At 66.1% G+C, this 16,228-nt stretch carries 19 protein-coding genes; 10 read left to right on the top strand and 9 right to left on the bottom strand.

Going from position 1 to position 16,228, the window contains the following annotated elements:
* The first annotated feature begins 20 nt into the window (after positions 1–20).
* Complete coding sequence (locus ACQY72_RS15670) at positions 21–314, top strand: CC_3452 family protein (protein WP_428154721.1); 294 nt, start codon at positions 21–23, stop codon at positions 312–314.
* Positions 315–330: 16 nt separating this feature from the next.
* On the opposite strand, the gene gltX is transcribed toward ACQY72_RS15670, so the two are convergent.
* Positions 331–1,665: a glutamate--tRNA ligase gene (gltX, locus tag ACQY72_RS15665; protein WP_428154719.1), complete on the bottom strand. Its 1,335-nt coding sequence runs from the start codon at positions 1,663–1,665 to the stop codon at positions 331–333.
* Between the two features lie 116 nt (positions 1,666–1,781).
* Between gltX and ACQY72_RS15660 the strand changes: the two genes are divergently transcribed.
* Both ACQY72_RS15660 and ACQY72_RS15655 read left to right on the top strand, forming a co-directional pair.
* Positions 1,782–2,033 (top strand): type II toxin-antitoxin system VapB family antitoxin, encoded by a 252-nt coding sequence (locus tag ACQY72_RS15660; RefSeq protein ID WP_428154718.1) that lies wholly within the window; start codon positions 1,782–1,784, stop codon positions 2,031–2,033.
* Positions 2,030–2,422, top strand: coding sequence for a type II toxin-antitoxin system VapC family toxin (locus tag ACQY72_RS15655; RefSeq protein ID WP_428154716.1), 393 nt, complete (start codon positions 2,030–2,032; stop codon positions 2,420–2,422). Before ACQY72_RS15660 ends, ACQY72_RS15655 begins: the two co-directional genes overlap by 4 nt.
* A 12-nt stretch (positions 2,423–2,434) precedes the next feature.
* Here the strand turns inward: ACQY72_RS15655 and dksA are convergent, their stop codons facing one another.
* Positions 2,435–2,869 (bottom strand): RNA polymerase-binding protein DksA, encoded by a 435-nt coding sequence (gene dksA / locus ACQY72_RS15650; RefSeq protein ID WP_428154714.1) that lies wholly within the window; start codon positions 2,867–2,869, stop codon positions 2,435–2,437.
* A gap of 179 nt (positions 2,870–3,048) precedes the next feature.
* Positions 3,049–3,474 (bottom strand): flagellar assembly protein FliX, encoded by a 426-nt coding sequence (locus ACQY72_RS15645; protein ID WP_428154713.1) that lies wholly within the window; start codon positions 3,472–3,474, stop codon positions 3,049–3,051.
* A gap of 183 nt (positions 3,475–3,657) precedes the next feature.
* Between ACQY72_RS15645 and ACQY72_RS15640 the strand changes: the two genes are divergently transcribed.
* The 4 genes from ACQY72_RS15640 (at position 3,658) to ACQY72_RS15625 (ending at position 7,213) form a co-directional block, all read left to right on the top strand.
* A complete protein-coding gene (locus ACQY72_RS15640; protein WP_428154711.1) occupies positions 3,658–4,779 on the top strand; it encodes a flagellar basal body P-ring protein FlgI in 1,122 nt (373 codons plus the stop codon).
* Positions 4,780–4,781: 2 nt separating this feature from the next.
* Positions 4,782–5,084: a rod-binding protein gene (locus ACQY72_RS15635; protein ID WP_428154710.1), complete on the top strand. Its 303-nt coding sequence runs from the start codon at positions 4,782–4,784 to the stop codon at positions 5,082–5,084.
* Positions 5,081–5,518, top strand: a complete 438-nt coding sequence (locus ACQY72_RS15630) for a flagellar basal-body protein FlbY (protein WP_428154709.1) — start codon at positions 5,081–5,083, stop codon at positions 5,516–5,518. The genes ACQY72_RS15635 and ACQY72_RS15630 overlap by 4 nt, the downstream gene beginning before the upstream one ends.
* A gap of 117 nt (positions 5,519–5,635) precedes the next feature.
* The gene (locus ACQY72_RS15625) at positions 5,636–7,213 is read left to right on the top strand and encodes an EAL domain-containing protein (RefSeq protein ID WP_428154708.1); all 1,578 of its coding nucleotides are present in this window, start codon (positions 5,636–5,638) and stop codon (positions 7,211–7,213) included.
* 13 nt (positions 7,214–7,226) lie between these two features.
* On the opposite strand, the gene ACQY72_RS15620 is transcribed toward ACQY72_RS15625, so the two are convergent.
* Complete coding sequence (locus ACQY72_RS15620; protein WP_428154707.1) at positions 7,227–8,837, bottom strand: ABC-F family ATP-binding cassette domain-containing protein; 1,611 nt, start codon at positions 8,835–8,837, stop codon at positions 7,227–7,229.
* Between the two features lie 175 nt (positions 8,838–9,012).
* Here ACQY72_RS15620 and ACQY72_RS15615 point away from each other — a divergent pair, with 175 nt between their 5' ends.
* Positions 9,013–9,447, top strand: coding sequence for a hypothetical protein (locus ACQY72_RS15615; protein WP_428154706.1), 435 nt, complete (start codon positions 9,013–9,015; stop codon positions 9,445–9,447).
* A gap of 25 nt (positions 9,448–9,472) precedes the next feature.
* Positions 9,473–9,967, top strand: a complete 495-nt coding sequence (locus ACQY72_RS15610; protein ID WP_428154705.1) for a group III truncated hemoglobin — start codon at positions 9,473–9,475, stop codon at positions 9,965–9,967.
* 1 nt (position 9,968) lies between these two features.
* Here ACQY72_RS15610 and ACQY72_RS15605 read toward each other — a convergent pair whose 3' ends face one another.
* A complete protein-coding gene (locus ACQY72_RS15605; RefSeq protein ID WP_428154703.1) occupies positions 9,969–10,256 on the bottom strand; it encodes a type II toxin-antitoxin system RelE/ParE family toxin in 288 nt (95 codons plus the stop codon).
* Positions 10,253–10,540 carry a hypothetical protein gene (locus ACQY72_RS15600; RefSeq protein ID WP_428154701.1) on the bottom strand — a complete coding sequence of 96 codons (288 nt, stop codon included), beginning with the start codon at positions 10,538–10,540 and terminating at the stop codon, positions 10,253–10,255. Before ACQY72_RS15600 ends, ACQY72_RS15605 begins: the two co-directional genes overlap by 4 nt.
* Before the next feature lie 132 nt (positions 10,541–10,672).
* On the opposite strand from ACQY72_RS15600, the gene uvrA reads away from it, so the two are divergent.
* On the top strand, positions 10,673–13,618 hold the full coding sequence (gene uvrA / locus ACQY72_RS15595; RefSeq protein ID WP_428154700.1) for an excinuclease ABC subunit UvrA: 2,946 nt from the start codon (positions 10,673–10,675) through the stop codon (positions 13,616–13,618).
* 52 nt (positions 13,619–13,670) lie between these two features.
* On the opposite strand, the gene ACQY72_RS15590 is transcribed toward uvrA, so the two are convergent.
* The 3 genes from ACQY72_RS15590 to ACQY72_RS15580 all read right to left on the bottom strand — a co-directional run bounded on the left by ACQY72_RS15590 (position 13,671) and on the right by ACQY72_RS15580 (position 16,224).
* A complete protein-coding gene (locus ACQY72_RS15590) occupies positions 13,671–14,552 on the bottom strand; it encodes a hypothetical protein (protein ID WP_428154699.1) in 882 nt (293 codons plus the stop codon).
* An 83-nt stretch (positions 14,553–14,635) separates the two neighbouring features.
* Complete coding sequence (locus ACQY72_RS15585) at positions 14,636–15,289, bottom strand: ABC-type transport auxiliary lipoprotein family protein (RefSeq protein WP_428154698.1); 654 nt, start codon at positions 15,287–15,289, stop codon at positions 14,636–14,638.
* Entirely contained in the window at positions 15,286–16,224 is a 939-nt protein-coding gene (locus ACQY72_RS15580) for an MlaD family protein (RefSeq protein WP_426016216.1), read from the bottom strand. Before ACQY72_RS15580 ends, ACQY72_RS15585 begins: the two co-directional genes overlap by 4 nt.
* Positions 16,225–16,228 lie beyond the last annotated feature (4 nt).

Here is a 16,228-nt window from a genome sequence, read left to right as displayed (position 1 = left end):
TTCATTTCGGAGAGTTTTCCATGCGCGCCCTGCTCATCGCCGCCGCCCTGTTCGCCGCCGCTCCGGCCGTCGCCCAGACGCCGGCCGCCACCAGCCTGACCCTGGTCGACGCCGCCTCGGCGCCCGCTCGCGCCACCATCATCGACGGCGCGCGCTGGTCTTGCGAAGGCGCGACCTGCACCGCTTCGGGCGGCACGCCGCAACCTGCAACGCGCGCCTGCCGTCGCGTGGTTCAGAAGTTCGGCCCGGTGACCGCCTTCTCGTACAAAGGTGTCGAACTCAGCGCCGACGAACTGGCCGTCTGCAATGCCTGATCGGGGTCGAGGCGGTTTAGGCCGCCTCGCCTCTCAGACGCCGCTGGATGGTCTCGCGACCGATCAGCGGCGCCATGGCCGCCATGTCCGGCCCATGCGGCTGGCCCGTCAGCGCCAGACGCAGCGGCATGAATAGCGCCTTGCCCTTGGCGCCCGTCTCAGCCTTGACGGCCGAGGTCCACGTCGACCAGGCGTTTTCGTCGATCACGTCCGGCAACAGACGAAGCGCCGTCTCGATGAAGGCGGCGTCCTCGATCACCGGCTGGACCGGCCCCTGAACGATCTTCGCCATTTCAACGACATCGGCGAACTTGGTAAGGTTGCCGCGCACCACAGACCAGAAGGTCTCGCCGAGATCGGCGTTCAGCGCCTGAAGGCGCGGCTGGGCCGTCGCATAGTCCATCACATGCAGGGCCTGGGCGTTCAGGCGGTCCAAATCCGCCGTGTCGTAACGGGCCGGCGACCGGCCCATCTTGGAAAAGGCGAAGCTCTGCCCCAGGGCCTCGACTGAGGCGCCGACTTCCAGCGGATCTGACGTTCCGATACGGCCCAGGTGGCTGGTGATGGCGATCGGCTCATAGCCCTGGTCGCGCATGTCGCTGATCGACAGGGATCCCAGACGCTTGGACAGAGCCGCGCCGTCGGCGCCGACCAGTAGCGGCATATGGGCGAAGCCGGGAACCGTCGCGCCCAGCGCTTCGAAGATCTCGATCTGCGCGCCGGTGTTGGTGACGTGGTCCTCGCCCCGGATGATGTGGGTGATGGCCATGTCGATGTCGTCCACCACGGACGGCAGGGTGTAGAGGAACAGGCCGTCCTCGCGGATCAGCACCGGGTCCGACATCGAGGCGGTGTCCACCTCGGCATGACCGCGCGCCAGGTCTTCCCAGGCGACCCGCTTGCCTTCCAGCTTGAAGCGCCAGTGCGGCCGACGCCCCTCGGTCTCATAGGCCGCCTTCTGCTCGTCCGTCAGTTCCAGGGCGGCGCGGTCATAGATCGGCGGCAGGCCGCGCGACAACTGCACCTTGCGGCGCCGGTCCAGTTCGTCGGCCGTTTCATAGGCCGGATACAGCCGGCCTGAAGCCTTCAGGCGCGCAGCCGCTTCCTCGTAACGGTCGAACCGCTTGGACTGGTTGTCCCGCTCGTCCCACAGCATCCCCAGCCAGGTCAGATCGTCCTCGATCCCCTGTTCGAACTCGGGCGTGGAGCGCGCCAGGTCGGTGTCGTCGATCCGCAACACGAACGACCCGCCCTGCCCCTTGGCGAACATCCAGTTCACCAGGGCGGTGCGGACATTGCCGACGTGCAGCTTACCCGTGGGCGACGGGGCGAAACGGACCTTGACGGACATGAATAGACGACCTCGAAAGCGAGGCGGCTAGGTCGCCCCGCAACCCGGCGAAGTCAAGGCGCGGGTTGGATTGAACGGCTCATCATGATAAATCCATAACCATCATGAACGCGCCAGTGCAGATCAGAAAGCCAGATGTCGCCGAGCGGCTGCGCAGTCTTGCGCAACGCGAAGGCCTGTCCATTACCGACTTGGTCGATGAGATGGCGCGTGATCGAGAAGCTCGGGCGAATACAGCCAGACAGGCGGAAATCGATCGAAAAATAGCGGCGGCGGAAGCCATCGTCGCGCATTTCCAGTCGCTTCCAATCCTGGGGCCGCTACTGACCGATGACGACTTCTATGATGAGGACGGCCTGCCCAAATGATCGTCGTCGATGCCACCGCATTGGTGGCCGTGCTTTTGGACGAACCGGAGAAGCGCCAGATACTGACGATCCTTGCGACCGAGAACGCCGTGCTGTCGCCAATAGGGTACTGGGAAGCCCACACGCGAATCCACGGCTTGCGTGGCGGCGACGGAGTTGCAGACCTCGACGCCCTGCTTACGAACTTTGGGATACAGGTCGCGCCAGCGACGGCCGCAACGGCGAAAGTCGCCGCGCAAGCACAGATCGACTTCGGCAAGTGCACGCCCGCCAAGCTCAATCTAGGCGAGTGTTTCGCCTACGCCCTGGCGAAAGAAAGCGACGCCCCCTTGTTGTTCAAGGGCGACGACTTCAGCCAGACCGATCTGACTCCTGCCCTGCCCGCCTGAACGGGCTGAAGGTCAGTCGTCGCGGTGGACGCGTTCGCGGCGTTCGTGGCGTTCCTGAGCTTCGACTGACAGGGTCGCCGTCGGGCGAGCTTCCAAGCGGCCCAGGCTGATGGGCTCGCCCGTATCCTCGCAATAGCCGTAGGAGCCGTCCTCGATCCGGCGCAGGGCGTCGTCGATCTTGGAGATCAACTTGCGCTGGCGGTCCCGGGTACGAAGCTCCAAGGCCCGGTCGGATTCAGAAGAGGCGCGATCCACCAGATCGGGGTGGTTTTCGGTCTCGGCCTTCAGGTTGACCACCGTGCCCTTGGACTCGCGAAGGATGTCATCCTTCCAGTCTATCAGCTTCTTCTTGAAATAGGCTTGTTGCCGTTCACTCATGAACGGCTCGCTGTCAGACGGCCGATACGGGCCGGTTTCGTCGGACACAACGGACGCCAAAGCGTTCATCGATCTCACGCTCTCTAACGCGCCCCCCTGTGGCGCAGATGGCCGTATAATCAGCCTGTCGAGTCGCGGCAATGTGGTTCTCGAATCCGTGATCCGATTATGGCGATCCGAGGGCTTACAGTGACAAATGTCACTCACTAACCAAGCTTAGCGTTCTGAGATTAGGCGATTTTTCCGCCTCAGCCGCGTTTATTGCGCATTTCGGCCTTCGCCAGCTCCACGGAGGCCCTGAGGTCGATTTGGTCCAGCAAGGCGCTCAGTCCTTCGTCGCCGTCATCGGTGCGCTCTTCGCGCAGGGTGCGCGCCAACTGATCCAGCGAGGTCTCGTCGGCGTCGCCCGTCAGTAGCGCCAGCTTGAGTTCGTCCAGTCGGTCCAGAAGACCGCCGCCCCGTCGGATCGCCCGGCGACGCTTCTCCAGCGGCCCCTCGATCCCTTGCAGCGCCATCAGGGCCGAGACGTCAGAGACACCGCCGGTCGCAGTGCTGGCGGTCGCGGCCGAAGGCGACGCGGCAGCCGGCGCCTGGCCCAGCGAAAAGTCGCTGGCGGATCGCGTCGTGCGTGTGCTTGCGGGCGTGCTGACGCCGTTTGGGCCGACAACCTTCATGCGTAGGTGCTCCGCGTCATGACCCCATGCATGACGGGCGGCGGTGACTGTTTGGTTAACGCCCCGGCAAATCCTGCCGCTTCAATACCGCTGCAAAGCCAGCCAACGTTGAATTCGCGTCGTTAATTATCCGGCATGATCCTCGCAAGGATGAAGGCGTAACCTTGCGTGGACGTCTGACCGATGCAAAATCTGCTTGCCCGCCTCATCGCCTCCGTCGCTGCGACGATCGTCGTCGCCGGCGGTGCGACCTCGGCGCTGGCCCAGTCGCAGTCCCGCATCAAGGACATCGTCGCCGTCGAGGGCGTGCGCGGCAACCAGTTGGTCGGCTACGGCATGGTCATGGGCCTGAACGGCACCGGCGATAGCTTGCGCAACTGCCCCTTCACCCGCCAGTCGCTGGAAGGCATGACCGAGCGTCTGGGCGTAAACATCCGCGGCGCCAACGCCAACACCAAGAATATGGCCGCCGTCATGGTCACCGCCGACCTGCCGGCCTTCGCCACGCCCGGCTCGCGCGTCGATGTGTCGGTCGCCTCCATGTGCGACGCCAAGAGCCTGCTGGGCGGTTCGCTGGTCGTCACCAGTCTGCAGGGCGCGGATGGTCAGGTCTATGCGGTGGCCCAGGGGTCGGTTCAGACCGGAGCCGTCTCGGCCTCCGGTGGATCGGGTTCCTCGGTCACGCGCGGCGTGCCGACTGCCGGCCGGATCGCCTCCGGCGCGGTGGTCGAACGCGAGACCGGCTTCCAGATGGCCAATATGAACGAGGTGCGCCTGAACCTGCGCAACCCCGATTTCACCACCGCCCAGCGTGTCGCCGCCGTGGTGAACGCCGCCTACCCCGGTTCGGCCCTGGCCGAGAACGGGACCGTGGTCGCCCTGCGCGCGCCGGGGGAACTGGGCATGGCAGGCTTCATCAGCCGGATCGAGAACCTGGCCGTCAGCGTCGACACGCCGGCCAAGGTCATCATCGACGAGGTCAACGGCGTCATCGTCATGGGCGACGCGGTACGCGTCTCTCGGGTGGCCATCGCCCAGGGTAATCTGACCATCTCGGTGGACGAACAGCCGATCGTCAGCCAACCCGCGCCTTTCAGCCAGGGCCAGACCGCCGTCGTGCCCTCTACTCAGGTCAGCGTCGAAGAGGACTTGGGCACCCAGATGCGGATGGTCGGGGGCGGGGCCAACCTGTCCACCCTGGTCAACGGCCTGAACGCCCTGGGCGTCAGCCCGCGCGACATGATCAGCATTCTTCAGGCCATCAAGGCCGCCGGCGCCCTTCAGGCCGACATCGAGGTGATGTGAGCATGAGCGATCTGACCGTCTCCCCCGATCTGTTGCGGCCCGCTGCGGCCGCGCCCACGGCGCCGAACCGCGACAAGATCGAGGAAACCGCCAAGGCCTTCGAGGCCACCTTCATCTCGCAGATGCTGAAGCCGATGTTCGAGGGCATTTCGACCGACGGCCTGTTCGGCGGCGGCCAGGGCGAGGCGACATGGCGCAGCTTCATGCTGGACGAAATGGCCAAGAGCACGGTCAAGGCCGGCGGCATCGGCCTGAGCAACACCGTCATGGCCGAAATGCTGAAGATGCAGGAGGGCAAACAATGAGCGATATGGAACTGGCCCAGGCGCGCGTGCGCCAACTGACCGCGCTGACGCTGCGCCTGACCGAGCGACTGGAGGCCGAGACTTTCGCCTTCGCCGACGGCCGCCCCCAGGACGTGGCCTCGGGCCTGGCCGAAACCCAGGAGATGGCCAATCTCTATCGTCGCGATTCCGCTCACGTAAAGGCGAACCCGGCCTTGCTGAGCGGCGCGCCGCTGGATGACCGCAAGACCCTGATCGACGCCACCCGCGAATTCGACGCCGTGCTGAGCCGCCATGGTCGCGCCGTCGACGCCGCGCGCCAGATTTCCGAGGGCCTCGTCCGCGCCATTGCGGCAGAGGTCACCGCCGCCCGCACGCCGGCCTCCGCCTATGCCGCCGACGGCCGCGCGGCGCTGGGCGATGGACGCGCCGTCGCCATCAACCGGATGGCTTGAATTCCTTTGGTTGCAGAGAAATCTCTCTGAGGTTTTATCGATATCGCAAATGCGGTTCGAGCCTGCGCCTAAGGATTATTGCCTATTTTTTAAGCGACTGCGTGTCAGCATGCTTTCATGACGCTGACCACTCGCCTGCTAGGTTTGGCCTTCGCATCCGCCGACACATTGGTGGAGGTGGACCCGAAGGGCGTTGTCTCCTTTGCGATCGGCGCCGGGGCTGTGGCAGGCGAGGACGCCGGGGCGACCTGGACCGGCCGACCGCTGCTCGATCTGTTGCACGAGGGCGCATCCACACTGACGGCCTTGGGCAAGATGAAGTCCGGCGTCCGCATTCCCTCCACGTCCATTCTCGTGGCGGCAGGACCCGACCGCGTGCGTCGCGCCACGTTCCGGGCCTTCGTCCTGCCGCAGATGGCACCTGCCGTGTCCTGCGCCATATCCTATGAAGGCCCGGCCTTCGCGCTCGAAGATCTTGAAACCCGCCCTCTGCTGGAGGCGGAAGAATTCCTGGCCGACGCCGGGCGGGTGCTTGAGGCCAACACGGACCTGGCCCTGTCCTTCCTGGACATTCGCGGTCTGGAGAATGTCAGCGGCGAAGCCGCCAACCGTCTGAACCGCCGCATCGAGGCGACCCTGCAATCGGCGGCCATCGACGGTTCGGGCGCGGCCCAGCTGACCGGCGTGCGTTTCGCCCTGCTGCGTCCCGCCAACGACCGTCGTGACATCGCCGCCGAGATCATCGAGGCCGGCCGCGCCGAAGGTCTGTCGCTCGGCGCCGAAGCCTTCAGTTCGCCCGTGCCGCCCGGATCGGATTCGCTGTGCGTGCTTCGCGCCATGCGGTTCGCCATCGAGGGTTGCCTCAAGGGCGATGGCCTGATCAATCCGCAGATCGCCTTCGCGGACTCGCTGAAACGCACCTTCCGCGACGCCGAGACCTTCCGCAGCCTGGTCAAGTCGCGCGAGTTCCAGGTCCACTATCAGCCCATCGTCCACCTCGACTCCCGCGCCGTCCACCACTTCGAGGCCCTGACCCGCTTCAACGGAAATACCGGCCCGGCAGACGCCATCCGCATGGCCGAGGAACTGGATCTGATCGAGTCCTTCGATCTGGCCGTCGCGGAAAAGGTGCTGAAACGGATGCGTCAGTCGGGCGCCGGCCTGCTGAAGATGGCGATCAACGTCTCCGGCGCCTCGTTGGGCGACGACACCTATGTCGAACAGCTTCTACGCATGACCGCCGGCGCGCCAGAGGAACGCCGACGCCTGATGGTGGAAGTCACCGAGACCTCGGCCCTCGCCGACATCGAGGCCGCCGACCGTCGCCTGGCCGCCCTGCGCGAAGCCGGCATCAAGGTCTGTATCGACGATTTCGGCGCGGGCGCCGCCGCCTTCGACTATCTGCGAAAGCTCTCGGTCGATGCGGTCAAGATCGACGGCGCCATCGTGCGCGACATCCAGACGGACGAACGGTCCAAGGCCATGTTGCACAGCATCGTGGAGCTGTGCCGCTCGATGAAGCTGGAAACCATCGCAGAAATGATAGAAACCGACGGCGTCGCCGCCGAACTGAAGGCCGCAGGCGTCGAATACGGCCAGGGCTGGTTGTTCGGCCGCGCCGAGGCCGAACCGCGCACACAGCTCACCAGCCCCTCGATGGTCCGCCGCAAGGGCGCCGTCGAGGCCTGGGGCTGATCGCCTAAGCCTGTCACAGGACGACGGTGCGCGTGACCTCCAGCGCGGCCAGAAAGTCCGCATCGTGGCTGACGACGACCAGCGCCCCGTCATAGGCGGTCAGCGCCGCCTCCACGGCGGCGACGGCGTCCAGGTCCAGATGGTTCGTCGGCTCGTCCAGCACCAGCAGTTGCGGCGGCGTCGCGCCGGTCATGACGCACGCCAGGGCCGCCCTCAGCCGTTCGCCGCCTGAAAGGTCGCCGACCCGGCGCTGGGCCGCCGTATTGCGAAACAGGAACCGCGCCAGCGCCGCCTGGGCGTCGTTGACGCTCCCTTGCGGGTTCAGCCGCCGCCACGCCTCGACCAGCGTCTCGTCCGGCTTCAGGATCGCCGCCTCCTGATCCAGCAGAACCGCCCGCACCGGCCGCTCGACGGACCCCGCCGTCGGCTCCAGATCGCCTGTGATCAGCCGCAACAAGGTCGTCTTGCCCGCCCCGTTCGCCCCGGTCACCGCGACCCTCTCCGGCCCGACCAGCCTGAGGTCGATCGGCCCGACGATGGTCCGCCCCTCGGGCGTCGTCCATGACGCTTGATCCAGCATCAGCACCGTTCGCCCGCTCGCCAATCCCGTCGTCGGCATGGGGATGGCCAGCGCCCGCGTGCGCTCCACCCGCTCCTGCGCCGCCGCTAGCACGCCCTGCGCCGCCTCGGCCTGTCGCGTGGCCAGCAGCCGGTCGCGCCCGCCGCTGTTCTCGGCCCGCTCGGCCCGTGCGCCCAGCAGGATTTTGGGCAGGTCGCCCTTGGCCGCCTTGCGCCGCCCCGCCGCGTCGCGCTTCACCTTGGTTTCCGTTCGCCTCTGCGCCTCGGCGCCCGCCCGCGCGACATCGCGCTCGGCCTCGATCAGACCGCGCTCCGCCGCCTCGCGGTCGGCCGCCTTGCGCGCGACATACAGGTCATAGCCGCCGCCGTAGATCGCCACGCCAAGGCCCGACACCTCCACGATCCGGTCCATCCGACGCAACAGGTTGCGGTCATGGCTGACCACCACGGCCCCGCCGTCCCAGCGCCCGATCACCTCCGCGACCAGCGCCCGCGCCTCCACGTCCAGATGATTGGTCGGCTCGTCCAGCAGGATCAGATCCGGCCGAGCCAGCATCAGGCCCGCCAACCTCAACCGCGTCTGCTCGCCCCCGCTCAGGCTGGTGGTCAGTCGATCCAGCGCCACCCCGGACAGCCCCACGGCAGCCAGAGCCTCGCCCAGCCGCACCTCCAGCGTCCAGTCGGCCTCAGCCAGATCGTCGGCCGTCCCCTCGCCGTCCAGCACCCGCGCAATGATGGCCAGGTCTTCTGCGACGCCCAAGGTCTGCGCCGCCGTCTCGTTCGGCGCAGGGTCGTAACGCTGATCCAGCACACCGACCGAGCCGGCGCGCGCCACCGCGCCCTCGGCCGGCGTCGCAGCGCCCGATATAAGGCGCAGGAGCGTGCTCTTGCCCGCGCCATTGCGGCCGACGACGCCCGTGCGTTCGTCGCCGAACGTCAGGCTCAGATTATCGAATAGGGTTACGCCGTCAGGCGTCCTAGCGGCGACCTTGTCGAGTGTCGCGCGTGCGGACGGGGACGCGTTTTGGCTTGGGCTGGTTGGCATTGAGGATCACGAGCAGCATGGCGGACAGGGCGGAACCGGTGGCCAGTGCGATGATCATGATCGTCAAACCTTCTGCAAAACGCGTCAGAACAAGGAGGATGGGTCGTAATCCCGCAATGCGCAAGCCTGGTGTCGAACACGGCCGCGTGAGAAGCTTGGCCGTCAGGAGACATCCATGAAGCCCCTCGCCGCTCTCGCCCTGCTTTCCACCCTGACTTCTGCCGCCTGCGCCACCGCGCCCGATGCCCTGCCCGCGCCTCCAAACTACGCCGCTGTTCCGACCCAGGATCCGACGCCGAACGCCCGTCTCTACGCCGCCTGCCTTGAACAGGCCGCAGCCGCTGGCGCCTATCGCCGCACCGATGACGGGCGCGGCGCCGAGTTCCTGCTGTTCACCTGCACCGGCGCGCCGGCCGCCGCCTTCGCGACTGCCCTTATCCTCTGGAGCGACAGGATCGGCTCGGTGTTCCAGCGCGACGGCCGCACCTTCCGCTCCACCGCCAAGGTCCAAGGTGATCTGTTCGGCGTGGATGCCTGCTCCACCGATGCAGCGGGCACCGATCCCGTCTGCATCCTGTCCTTCAACGCCGGCGATTTCCTCGACCAATAGGCTCGCTCCGGCTAGACGGGCCGCTATGGAAAGCCGTTTCCGCATCGACGATCCCGCCGGCGCCGCCGCCCGCCGCGAGGCCGCCGTCCAGCGCCTGCGTGACGAGACCGGCATAGACGAGGCCATGATCGACGCCCTGGTCGAAGGCTTCTACGCCCGCGTCCGCGACGACGCCCTGATCGGGCCGATCTTCGCCGCCCGCATCGCCGACTGGGCGCCGCACCTGGCGCAGATGAAGTTGTTCTGGTCGTCAATCGCGCTCTCGACCGGCGTCTATCAGGGCCGGCCGATGCCCAAACACCTGCCCCTGCCCATAGACGCACGCCACTTCGACCGCTGGCTGGAGCTGTTCGTCGAGACCGCCTGCGCCCTGTGCCCGCCTGTCGCCGCCAATCACTTCATCGAACGCGCCCGCCGCATCGCCGAAAGCCTGGAACTGGGGATCGCAACAGCCAACGGAGTGATCCTGGCCAAGGGCGAGCGGTTCGCGCGGCCGGCGCAGGTCTGGACGCCAGAATAGGTCAGGCCCGCCAGTTTTCACGAGAGTGGAAGATATGCGAGACGACCACCCGCCGCGCCTCGACCCGATAGATGATGACATAGGCGCCGTCGCCGAACGGCGTCTTAAGTCGCCGGTCCCTATCGTCAATCTTCTGGCCCCTGTCCGGCATATCGGACAGCGATCGCAGCGCTGCCTTCAACACCGCCCGCATTCGCTCGACGGCAGAAGGCGCCGCTTCGGCCAGAAAAGATGTCAGTCGCAGAAGATCCCGTTCCGCAGACGGGAGCACGACGACGACGAACTTCAACGCGCCTTCGCGCGCAGCTTCTCATCCAGGGCGGCGTCAAAAGCGGCCAACGCATCTTCCAGCGGAATGGTCACTCCCGTCCGCTCATATTCCGCCCAGCGTTCGGCGTCCTCCGCGACCCAAGCCGCCGGATATTCGCTGACGCCTGTGATGCTGATATCGCCGATTACGCCTTCCAGCGCTTTCAAGGCATAGGCCGTCGGCTCCACGCCCGCCGCCTCGGCCGCAGCCTTCAGCCGGCGCGCCTGATCTGCGTTCAGATGGATGTCGAAACCATCGGCCATGCCGCGACGATAACCCAGCCCGTCTAGCGCTGCAATGTTCCCACATTGTTCTTGCTTCAATCCTACGATTCATCCCCATATAGCGATGTCGCGCCGGACCCGACCGGCCCTCCTCCGCGTTCTCCGGACAGCATGACCGAAAAGCATAACTTCATCCGCGTTCGCGGCGCCCGCGAGCATAATCTCAAGGGCGTGGACCTCGATATTCCGCGCGAGCAGTTGGTGGTGATGACCGGCCTGTCGGGCTCGGGCAAGTCGTCGCTGGCGTTCGACACCATCTATGCCGAGGGGCAGCGGCGCTACGTCGAGAGCCTGTCGGCCTATGCGCGCCAGTTCCTGGAGCTGATGGGCAAGCCGGACGTGGATTTGATCGAAGGCTTGTCGCCGGCCATTTCCATCGAACAGAAGACGACGTCCAAGAACCCCCGCTCGACCGTCGGAACGGTGACGGAAATCCACGACTACATGCGTCTGCTGTGGGCGCGGGTCGGCGTGCCCTATTCGCCGGCCACCGGCCTGCCGATCGAGAGCCAGACCGTCAGCCAGATGGTCGACAAGCTGGTCGCCCTGCCGGATGGCGAACGCATCTTGCTGCTCGCTCCCGTCGTTCGCGGCCGCAAGGGCGAGTACAAGAAGGAGATCGCCGAATGGCAGCGCCAGGGCTTCCAGCGCCTGAAGATCGACGGGCAGTTCTATCCGATCGACGAGGCGCCGACGCTGGACAAGAAGTTCAAGCACGACATCGACATCGTCGTGGACCGGATCGTCACCAAGCCTGACCAGGAAGCCCGCTACGCCGACAGCCTGCAGACTGCGCTGGGTCTGGCCGACGGCATCGCCAACGCCGAGTGGGCGAGCACAGCCGAGGGCGAAACGGCGCCGCGCAGCCTGCTGTTCTCCGAACGGTTCGCCTGTCCGGTCTCCGGCTTCACGATCAGCGAGATCGAGCCGCGGCTGTTTTCATTCAACAATCCATTCGGCGCCTGCCCGGTCTGCGACGGCTTGGGGGTCAAGCTGGCCTTCGACGCCGGCCTGGTGATCCCGGATCGCGACAAGACCCTGCACAAGGGCGCCGTCGCCCCTTGGGCGCGCGGCCCCTCGCCGCTTTATACCCAGACGCTTCAGTCGCTGAGCCGCCACTACGGCTTCTCGATGGACGTGGCATGGCGCGAACTTCCGGCTCAGGCGCACAAGGCGATTCTGTACGGAACAGGCGCCGAGAAAATCAAATTCACCTACGACGACAACGCCCGCAAATACGAGGTCTCAAAGCCGTTCGAGGGCGTGCTGCCGAACCTTGAACGTCGCTGGCGTGAGACGGACAGCGCCTGGGTGCGCGAGGAACTGGCCCGCTATCAGTCCGAGACGCCGTGCGACGCCTGCCACGGCAAGCGGCTGAAGCCCGAGGCCTTGGCGGTCAAGGTGGGCGCGCAGGACATCGCCGACATCTCCACCCTGTCGATCAAGAAGGCCTACGACTGGGTCCAGGCCCTGCCCGAGGCGTTGAGCGACAAGCAGATGGAGATCGGCCGGCGCATCCTGAAGGAGATCGGCGACCGGCTGCGGTTCCTCAACAACGTCGGCCTCGACTATCTGTCTCTGTCCCGCGCATCCGGCACCCTGTCGGGTGGCGAGAGCCAGCGCATCCGCCTGGCGTCCCAGATCGGCTCGGGCCTGACAGGCGTCCTTTATGTGCTGGACGAACCCTCCATCGGTCTGCACCAGCGCGACAACACGCGCCTGCTGGAAAGCCTGAAGGGGCTGCGCGACCTGGGCAACTCCGTCCTCGTCGTCGAGCATGACGAGGAGGCTATCCTGACCGCCGACTATGTCATCGACATGGGACCGGCCGCCGGCATCCATGGCGGTGAAGTCTGCGCCGAAGGCACGCCGGCCGAGGTCATGGCCAATCCCAAGTCCCTGACCGGCAAATATCTGACCGGCGAACGTGAGATCGAGATCCCCGTCGACGGCCGTCGCCCCATCGACCGCAAGCGAATGCTGAAGATCAGCGGCGCCAGCGGCAACAACCTGAAGAGCGTCACCGGGGAGATTCCCGTCGGGGTCTTCACCTGCATCACCGGCGTGTCCGGCGGCGGCAAATCAACCTTCACCATCGAGACCCTGTACAAGGCCGCCGCGCGCCGCCTGAACAATGCGTCCGAGGCTCCCGCCCCCTTCGACCGGATCGAAGGGCTGGAGCATTTCGACAAGGTCATCGACATCGATCAGTCGCCGATCGGCCGCACGCCGCGCTCGAACCCGGCGACCTACACCGGCGCCTTCGGCCCCATCCGCGACTGGTACGCCGGCCTGCCGGAATCCAAGGCGCGCGGCTACGGTCCCGGCCGGTTCAGCTTCAACGTCAAGGGCGGCCGCTGCGAGGCGTGTCAGGGCGACGGCGTCATCAAGATCGAGATGCACTTCCTGCCCGACGTCTATGTCACCTGCGACGTCTGCAAGGGCAAACGCTACAATCGCGAAACGCTGGAGATCGTGTTCAAGGGCAAGTCCATCTCGGACGTGCTGGACATGACGGTCGAGGAGGCCGCGACCTTCTTCAAGGCCGTGCCGCCGATCCGCGACAAGATGCTGACGCTGGAACGGGTGGGCCTGGGCTACGTCAAGGTGGGCCAGCCGGCGACCACCCTGTCGGGCGGCGAGGCCCAGCGGGTCAAGCTGTCCAAGGAACTGTCGAAACGGGCCACCGGACGGACCCTGTATATCCTCGACGAGCCGACAACCGGCCTGCACTTCGAGGACACCCGCAAACTGTTGGAGGTGCTTCAGGAGCTGGTCGAGGCCGGCAACACCATCGTGGTGATCGAGCACAATCTGGATGTCATCAAGGTCGCCGACTATCTGCTCGACTTCGGCCCCGAAGGCGGCGACGGCGGCGGCGAGATCGTCGCGGTCGGCACGCCCGAACAGGTGGCGGACAACAGCGCCAGCTGGACCGGCAAATACCTCAAGGAGGTGCTGGACCGGCATGAAACCCGGCGCAAGGCGCGGGTCGCGACCTTGGGCGGATCGGTCGGCGAGCCGGCCAGGAAGAAGCGAGCAAAGGCCTCGGCCTAGCCAATGGCCCATCCATCGCCGCCGGACATGGGCGGCGATGGATGAGGAAGGCTCAGCGCGTCTTCAACGCCGCCCAAGCCGCCGAGAACGGGGCGTAGAGCACGGCCAGTTGCAGCGCCGAGAGGAAGGCGTTGACGACCGACGAGACCAGAAGGGCCGGCCAGGCCTGGGCCAGGATTTGCATCGTGCCGACGCCGTCGAATCGGGCCAGGGTCTGGATCCCCCCGGTCATCAGGTCGGTCGCCGCTCCGATGATCATGCCCAGGATGCTGACGATCAGGGACATGATGACCGCGATCACAGCCATGCCCAGCAGTGACCAGAAATGGCCCTTGGTGGCGCCGAAGGATTCGAACAGCGTGATCTTGCGGCGATCCACTGTCATCGGCACGGCCAGGCTGAACTTGATCGCCAGCCAGACGATCAGGGCGAAGACGGCGAAGACCAGCAGCACGCCCGCCAGGATCAGCAGCGGCTGACCCGATGCCGAACCGAAGCCGATGGCGGCGCCCACCAAGGCCATGCCCACGCCGGAGGCGAGACCCACGATGATGCTGACCAGCAGGCTGACGACCAGCACGCGCAACTCGTCCATGCCCACGCGGACATAGCCCCAGCGCGACTCATCAGGACGCAGGACCGACCGGGCGACGGCGGCGCTCAGCACCGTCCCGATCAACAGCCCGGCCGGGGCCGCCCAGGCCAGCGCGCCGGCATAGACCTGACCCAGGGCCTGAAAGTCCGCCATCGACGGATTGGCCGACTGTTCCAACGCCTCGCCCGCCGCCATCAGTGCCGCCCATTTGTCGGCGCCCAGGCCGAACATGACGACATACATCAGCAGATAAACGAGGCCCCAGGCCAAGGCCACGACCGGATGACGACGAACGACCCGAAAGCCTTCGAAGGCGGCGTCGGTGGCGGAAAAACTCATGACAACTCCGGGTCAGATTCGGAGCCAGCCTAGCGCATCCGCACGCCTGCGTCCTGCGGCCCTGAATGAAGGCCGACCGGCCGTCAGTTGGCGGAGCTGATGGTCCAGTCGGCGATCTGGGTATTGATGTCGCGCGTGGCGGTATCGAACGCCGCCACGATGGCCGACACGCGATTGTCGCCAGCCGGCTGGGTCACGGTGAAGACGCGTTCGACCGAACGCCCTTCCTCAGGGCGAATGGTCCCGCCGGACGCGGCGCGCCGTTCAGGCGTGGAGCGCAGCTGCGCGCGCGCCGTCACCACCACGTCCGGCACGGCGCCCGGCGCGGCGTAACGCGCCTCGAACGTCGTGACGGTCACCTGCAGCACAAGGGGCGGCGTGCCGGCTTCGCGACGGCCCAGCACGCGGATCCGGTCGGCGCGGTTGGCGAAGGCGGCCTTCAGGCTGTCGTCGAACAGGGTCGAGGCCGGCGACACCCACCGCGCCCCGCCGATATAGGCCGTCTCCAGACCTGTGACGCCCAGGATGCGGTCATCGCCGGTCGCCTGCGGAAACTCGATGCGGCGGATCGAAACCGTCAGTGGCGCGGGCGTGTCGCCCTCGGCCGACGGCGCCTCGACCGGCAGGCCGAACCGATAATTCTGCACCGGATCCGGGCTCGACAGAAGGGCGCACCCGCTGAGAGCGGTCAGGACGGCCGCCAAGGCGGCCATTCGAAGGACAGGACGAAGGATCACGGCTGCACCTCCAGCTCTTTGGATTGGGGACGACCGATGAAATCGCGCGGGCTGGCGCGGACATCGTCGATCAGGGACTGCAGCGAACGGGTGGCGTCCTGCAGTTCTTCGATCGTGCCGGACAGTTGCGGCAGGCTGTTGGTGGTGAAGTCGCCCAGCGGACGCTCCAACCCGCTGATCGACCGGTTGGCCGATGCGATGGCCGTGCGGGCCTCCGCCGTCGCCGAGTTGATGTTGGCGATGGCCTGGCGACCGTCGGTGTTGATGATCTGACGCGTGTCCACGGCCAAGGCCTGATATTCCTTCACCGCAGCGTTAGCGTTGGTCACGGCCTCTTCCAACTGCTGGAAGATGGCTTTGCGAGCTTCAAGCTCGGTCGTCAGGGATTCCACATTCTTCACGCTGGTCGAGAAGCTGCGGATATTGTCGTCGGACATGACGCGGTTTATCCGGTTCAGCGCATCCACCGTCTGGGCCAGTACCGTGCCCGAACCGCTCAACAGTTCGGCGATGGGCGATGGCTGGCTTTGCAGCACCGGCACGACATTGTCGGGATACTGTTCCTTCAGCAGGGCGCTGTTGGGCGAACCGGCGGTGATCTGGATGTAGTTCAGGCCAGTGATGCCCTGCGGCTCCAGCTGGGCGCGCGAGGTGACGCGCACCGGCGTGGTACCGTCTACGCGAACCCGGGCGATGACCTGATCGCCGCGCTTGGTATCGATGTTCAGGTCCGTGACCTCGCCGACGCGGATGCCGTTGAAATGCACCTCGCCGCCTTCCGACAGGCCGTTCACCGGCCCGTAGAAGACGATGTCGTACATGTCGTAGTCGCTGTTGAACTGAAGCCTGGCCAGCCAGATGGTGAACACGGCCAGCGCCGCCAGAAGGCAGACGGTGGCGATCCCGACCGCGGCGTAATGTGCGTCTCTTTCCATAGTC

This window comes from Brevundimonas sp., from assembly GCF_965279155.1.
In the GTDB taxonomy this organism is placed as follows: domain Bacteria; phylum Pseudomonadota; class Alphaproteobacteria; order Caulobacterales; family Caulobacteraceae; genus Brevundimonas.
Note: the sequence above shows the minus strand (reverse complement) of the source record. Positions and strands in the feature narration are given on the sequence as shown.

Excerpts from the sequence above, each read along its gene's own strand:
- ACQY72_RS15670 (WP_428154721.1), top strand. The coding sequence starts at position 21 with ATGCGCGCCCTGCTCATCGCCGCCGCCCTGTTCGCCGCCGCTCCGGCC.
- gltX (WP_428154719.1), bottom strand. The coding sequence starts at position 1,665 with ATGTCCGTCAAGGTCCGTTTCGCCCCGTCGCCCACGGGTAAGCTGCAC.
- ACQY72_RS15655 (WP_428154716.1), top strand. The coding sequence starts at position 2,030 with ATGATCGTCGTCGATGCCACCGCATTGGTGGCCGTGCTTTTGGACGAA.
- dksA (WP_428154714.1), bottom strand. The coding sequence starts at position 2,869 with ATGAACGCTTTGGCGTCCGTTGTGTCCGACGAAACCGGCCCGTATCGG.
- ACQY72_RS15645 (WP_428154713.1), bottom strand. The coding sequence starts at position 3,474 with ATGAAGGTTGTCGGCCCAAACGGCGTCAGCACGCCCGCAAGCACACGC.
- ACQY72_RS15640 (WP_428154711.1), top strand. The coding sequence starts at position 3,658 with ATGCAAAATCTGCTTGCCCGCCTCATCGCCTCCGTCGCTGCGACGATC.
- ACQY72_RS15635 (WP_428154710.1), top strand. The coding sequence starts at position 4,782 with ATGAGCGATCTGACCGTCTCCCCCGATCTGTTGCGGCCCGCTGCGGCC.
- ACQY72_RS15630 (WP_428154709.1), top strand. The coding sequence starts at position 5,081 with ATGAGCGATATGGAACTGGCCCAGGCGCGCGTGCGCCAACTGACCGCG.
- ACQY72_RS15625 (WP_428154708.1), top strand. The coding sequence starts at position 5,636 with ATGACGCTGACCACTCGCCTGCTAGGTTTGGCCTTCGCATCCGCCGAC.
- ACQY72_RS15620 (WP_428154707.1), bottom strand. The coding sequence starts at position 8,837 with ATGCCAACCAGCCCAAGCCAAAACGCGTCCCCGTCCGCACGCGCGACA.
- ACQY72_RS15615 (WP_428154706.1), top strand. The coding sequence starts at position 9,013 with ATGAAGCCCCTCGCCGCTCTCGCCCTGCTTTCCACCCTGACTTCTGCC.
- ACQY72_RS15610 (WP_428154705.1), top strand. The coding sequence starts at position 9,473 with ATGGAAAGCCGTTTCCGCATCGACGATCCCGCCGGCGCCGCCGCCCGC.
- ACQY72_RS15600 (WP_428154701.1), bottom strand. The coding sequence starts at position 10,540 with ATGGCCGATGGTTTCGACATCCATCTGAACGCAGATCAGGCGCGCCGG.
- uvrA (WP_428154700.1), top strand. The coding sequence starts at position 10,673 with ATGACCGAAAAGCATAACTTCATCCGCGTTCGCGGCGCCCGCGAGCAT.
- ACQY72_RS15590 (WP_428154699.1), bottom strand. The coding sequence starts at position 14,552 with ATGAGTTTTTCCGCCACCGACGCCGCCTTCGAAGGCTTTCGGGTCGTT.
- ACQY72_RS15580 (WP_426016216.1), bottom strand. The coding sequence starts at position 16,224 with ATGGAAAGAGACGCACATTACGCCGCGGTCGGGATCGCCACCGTCTGC.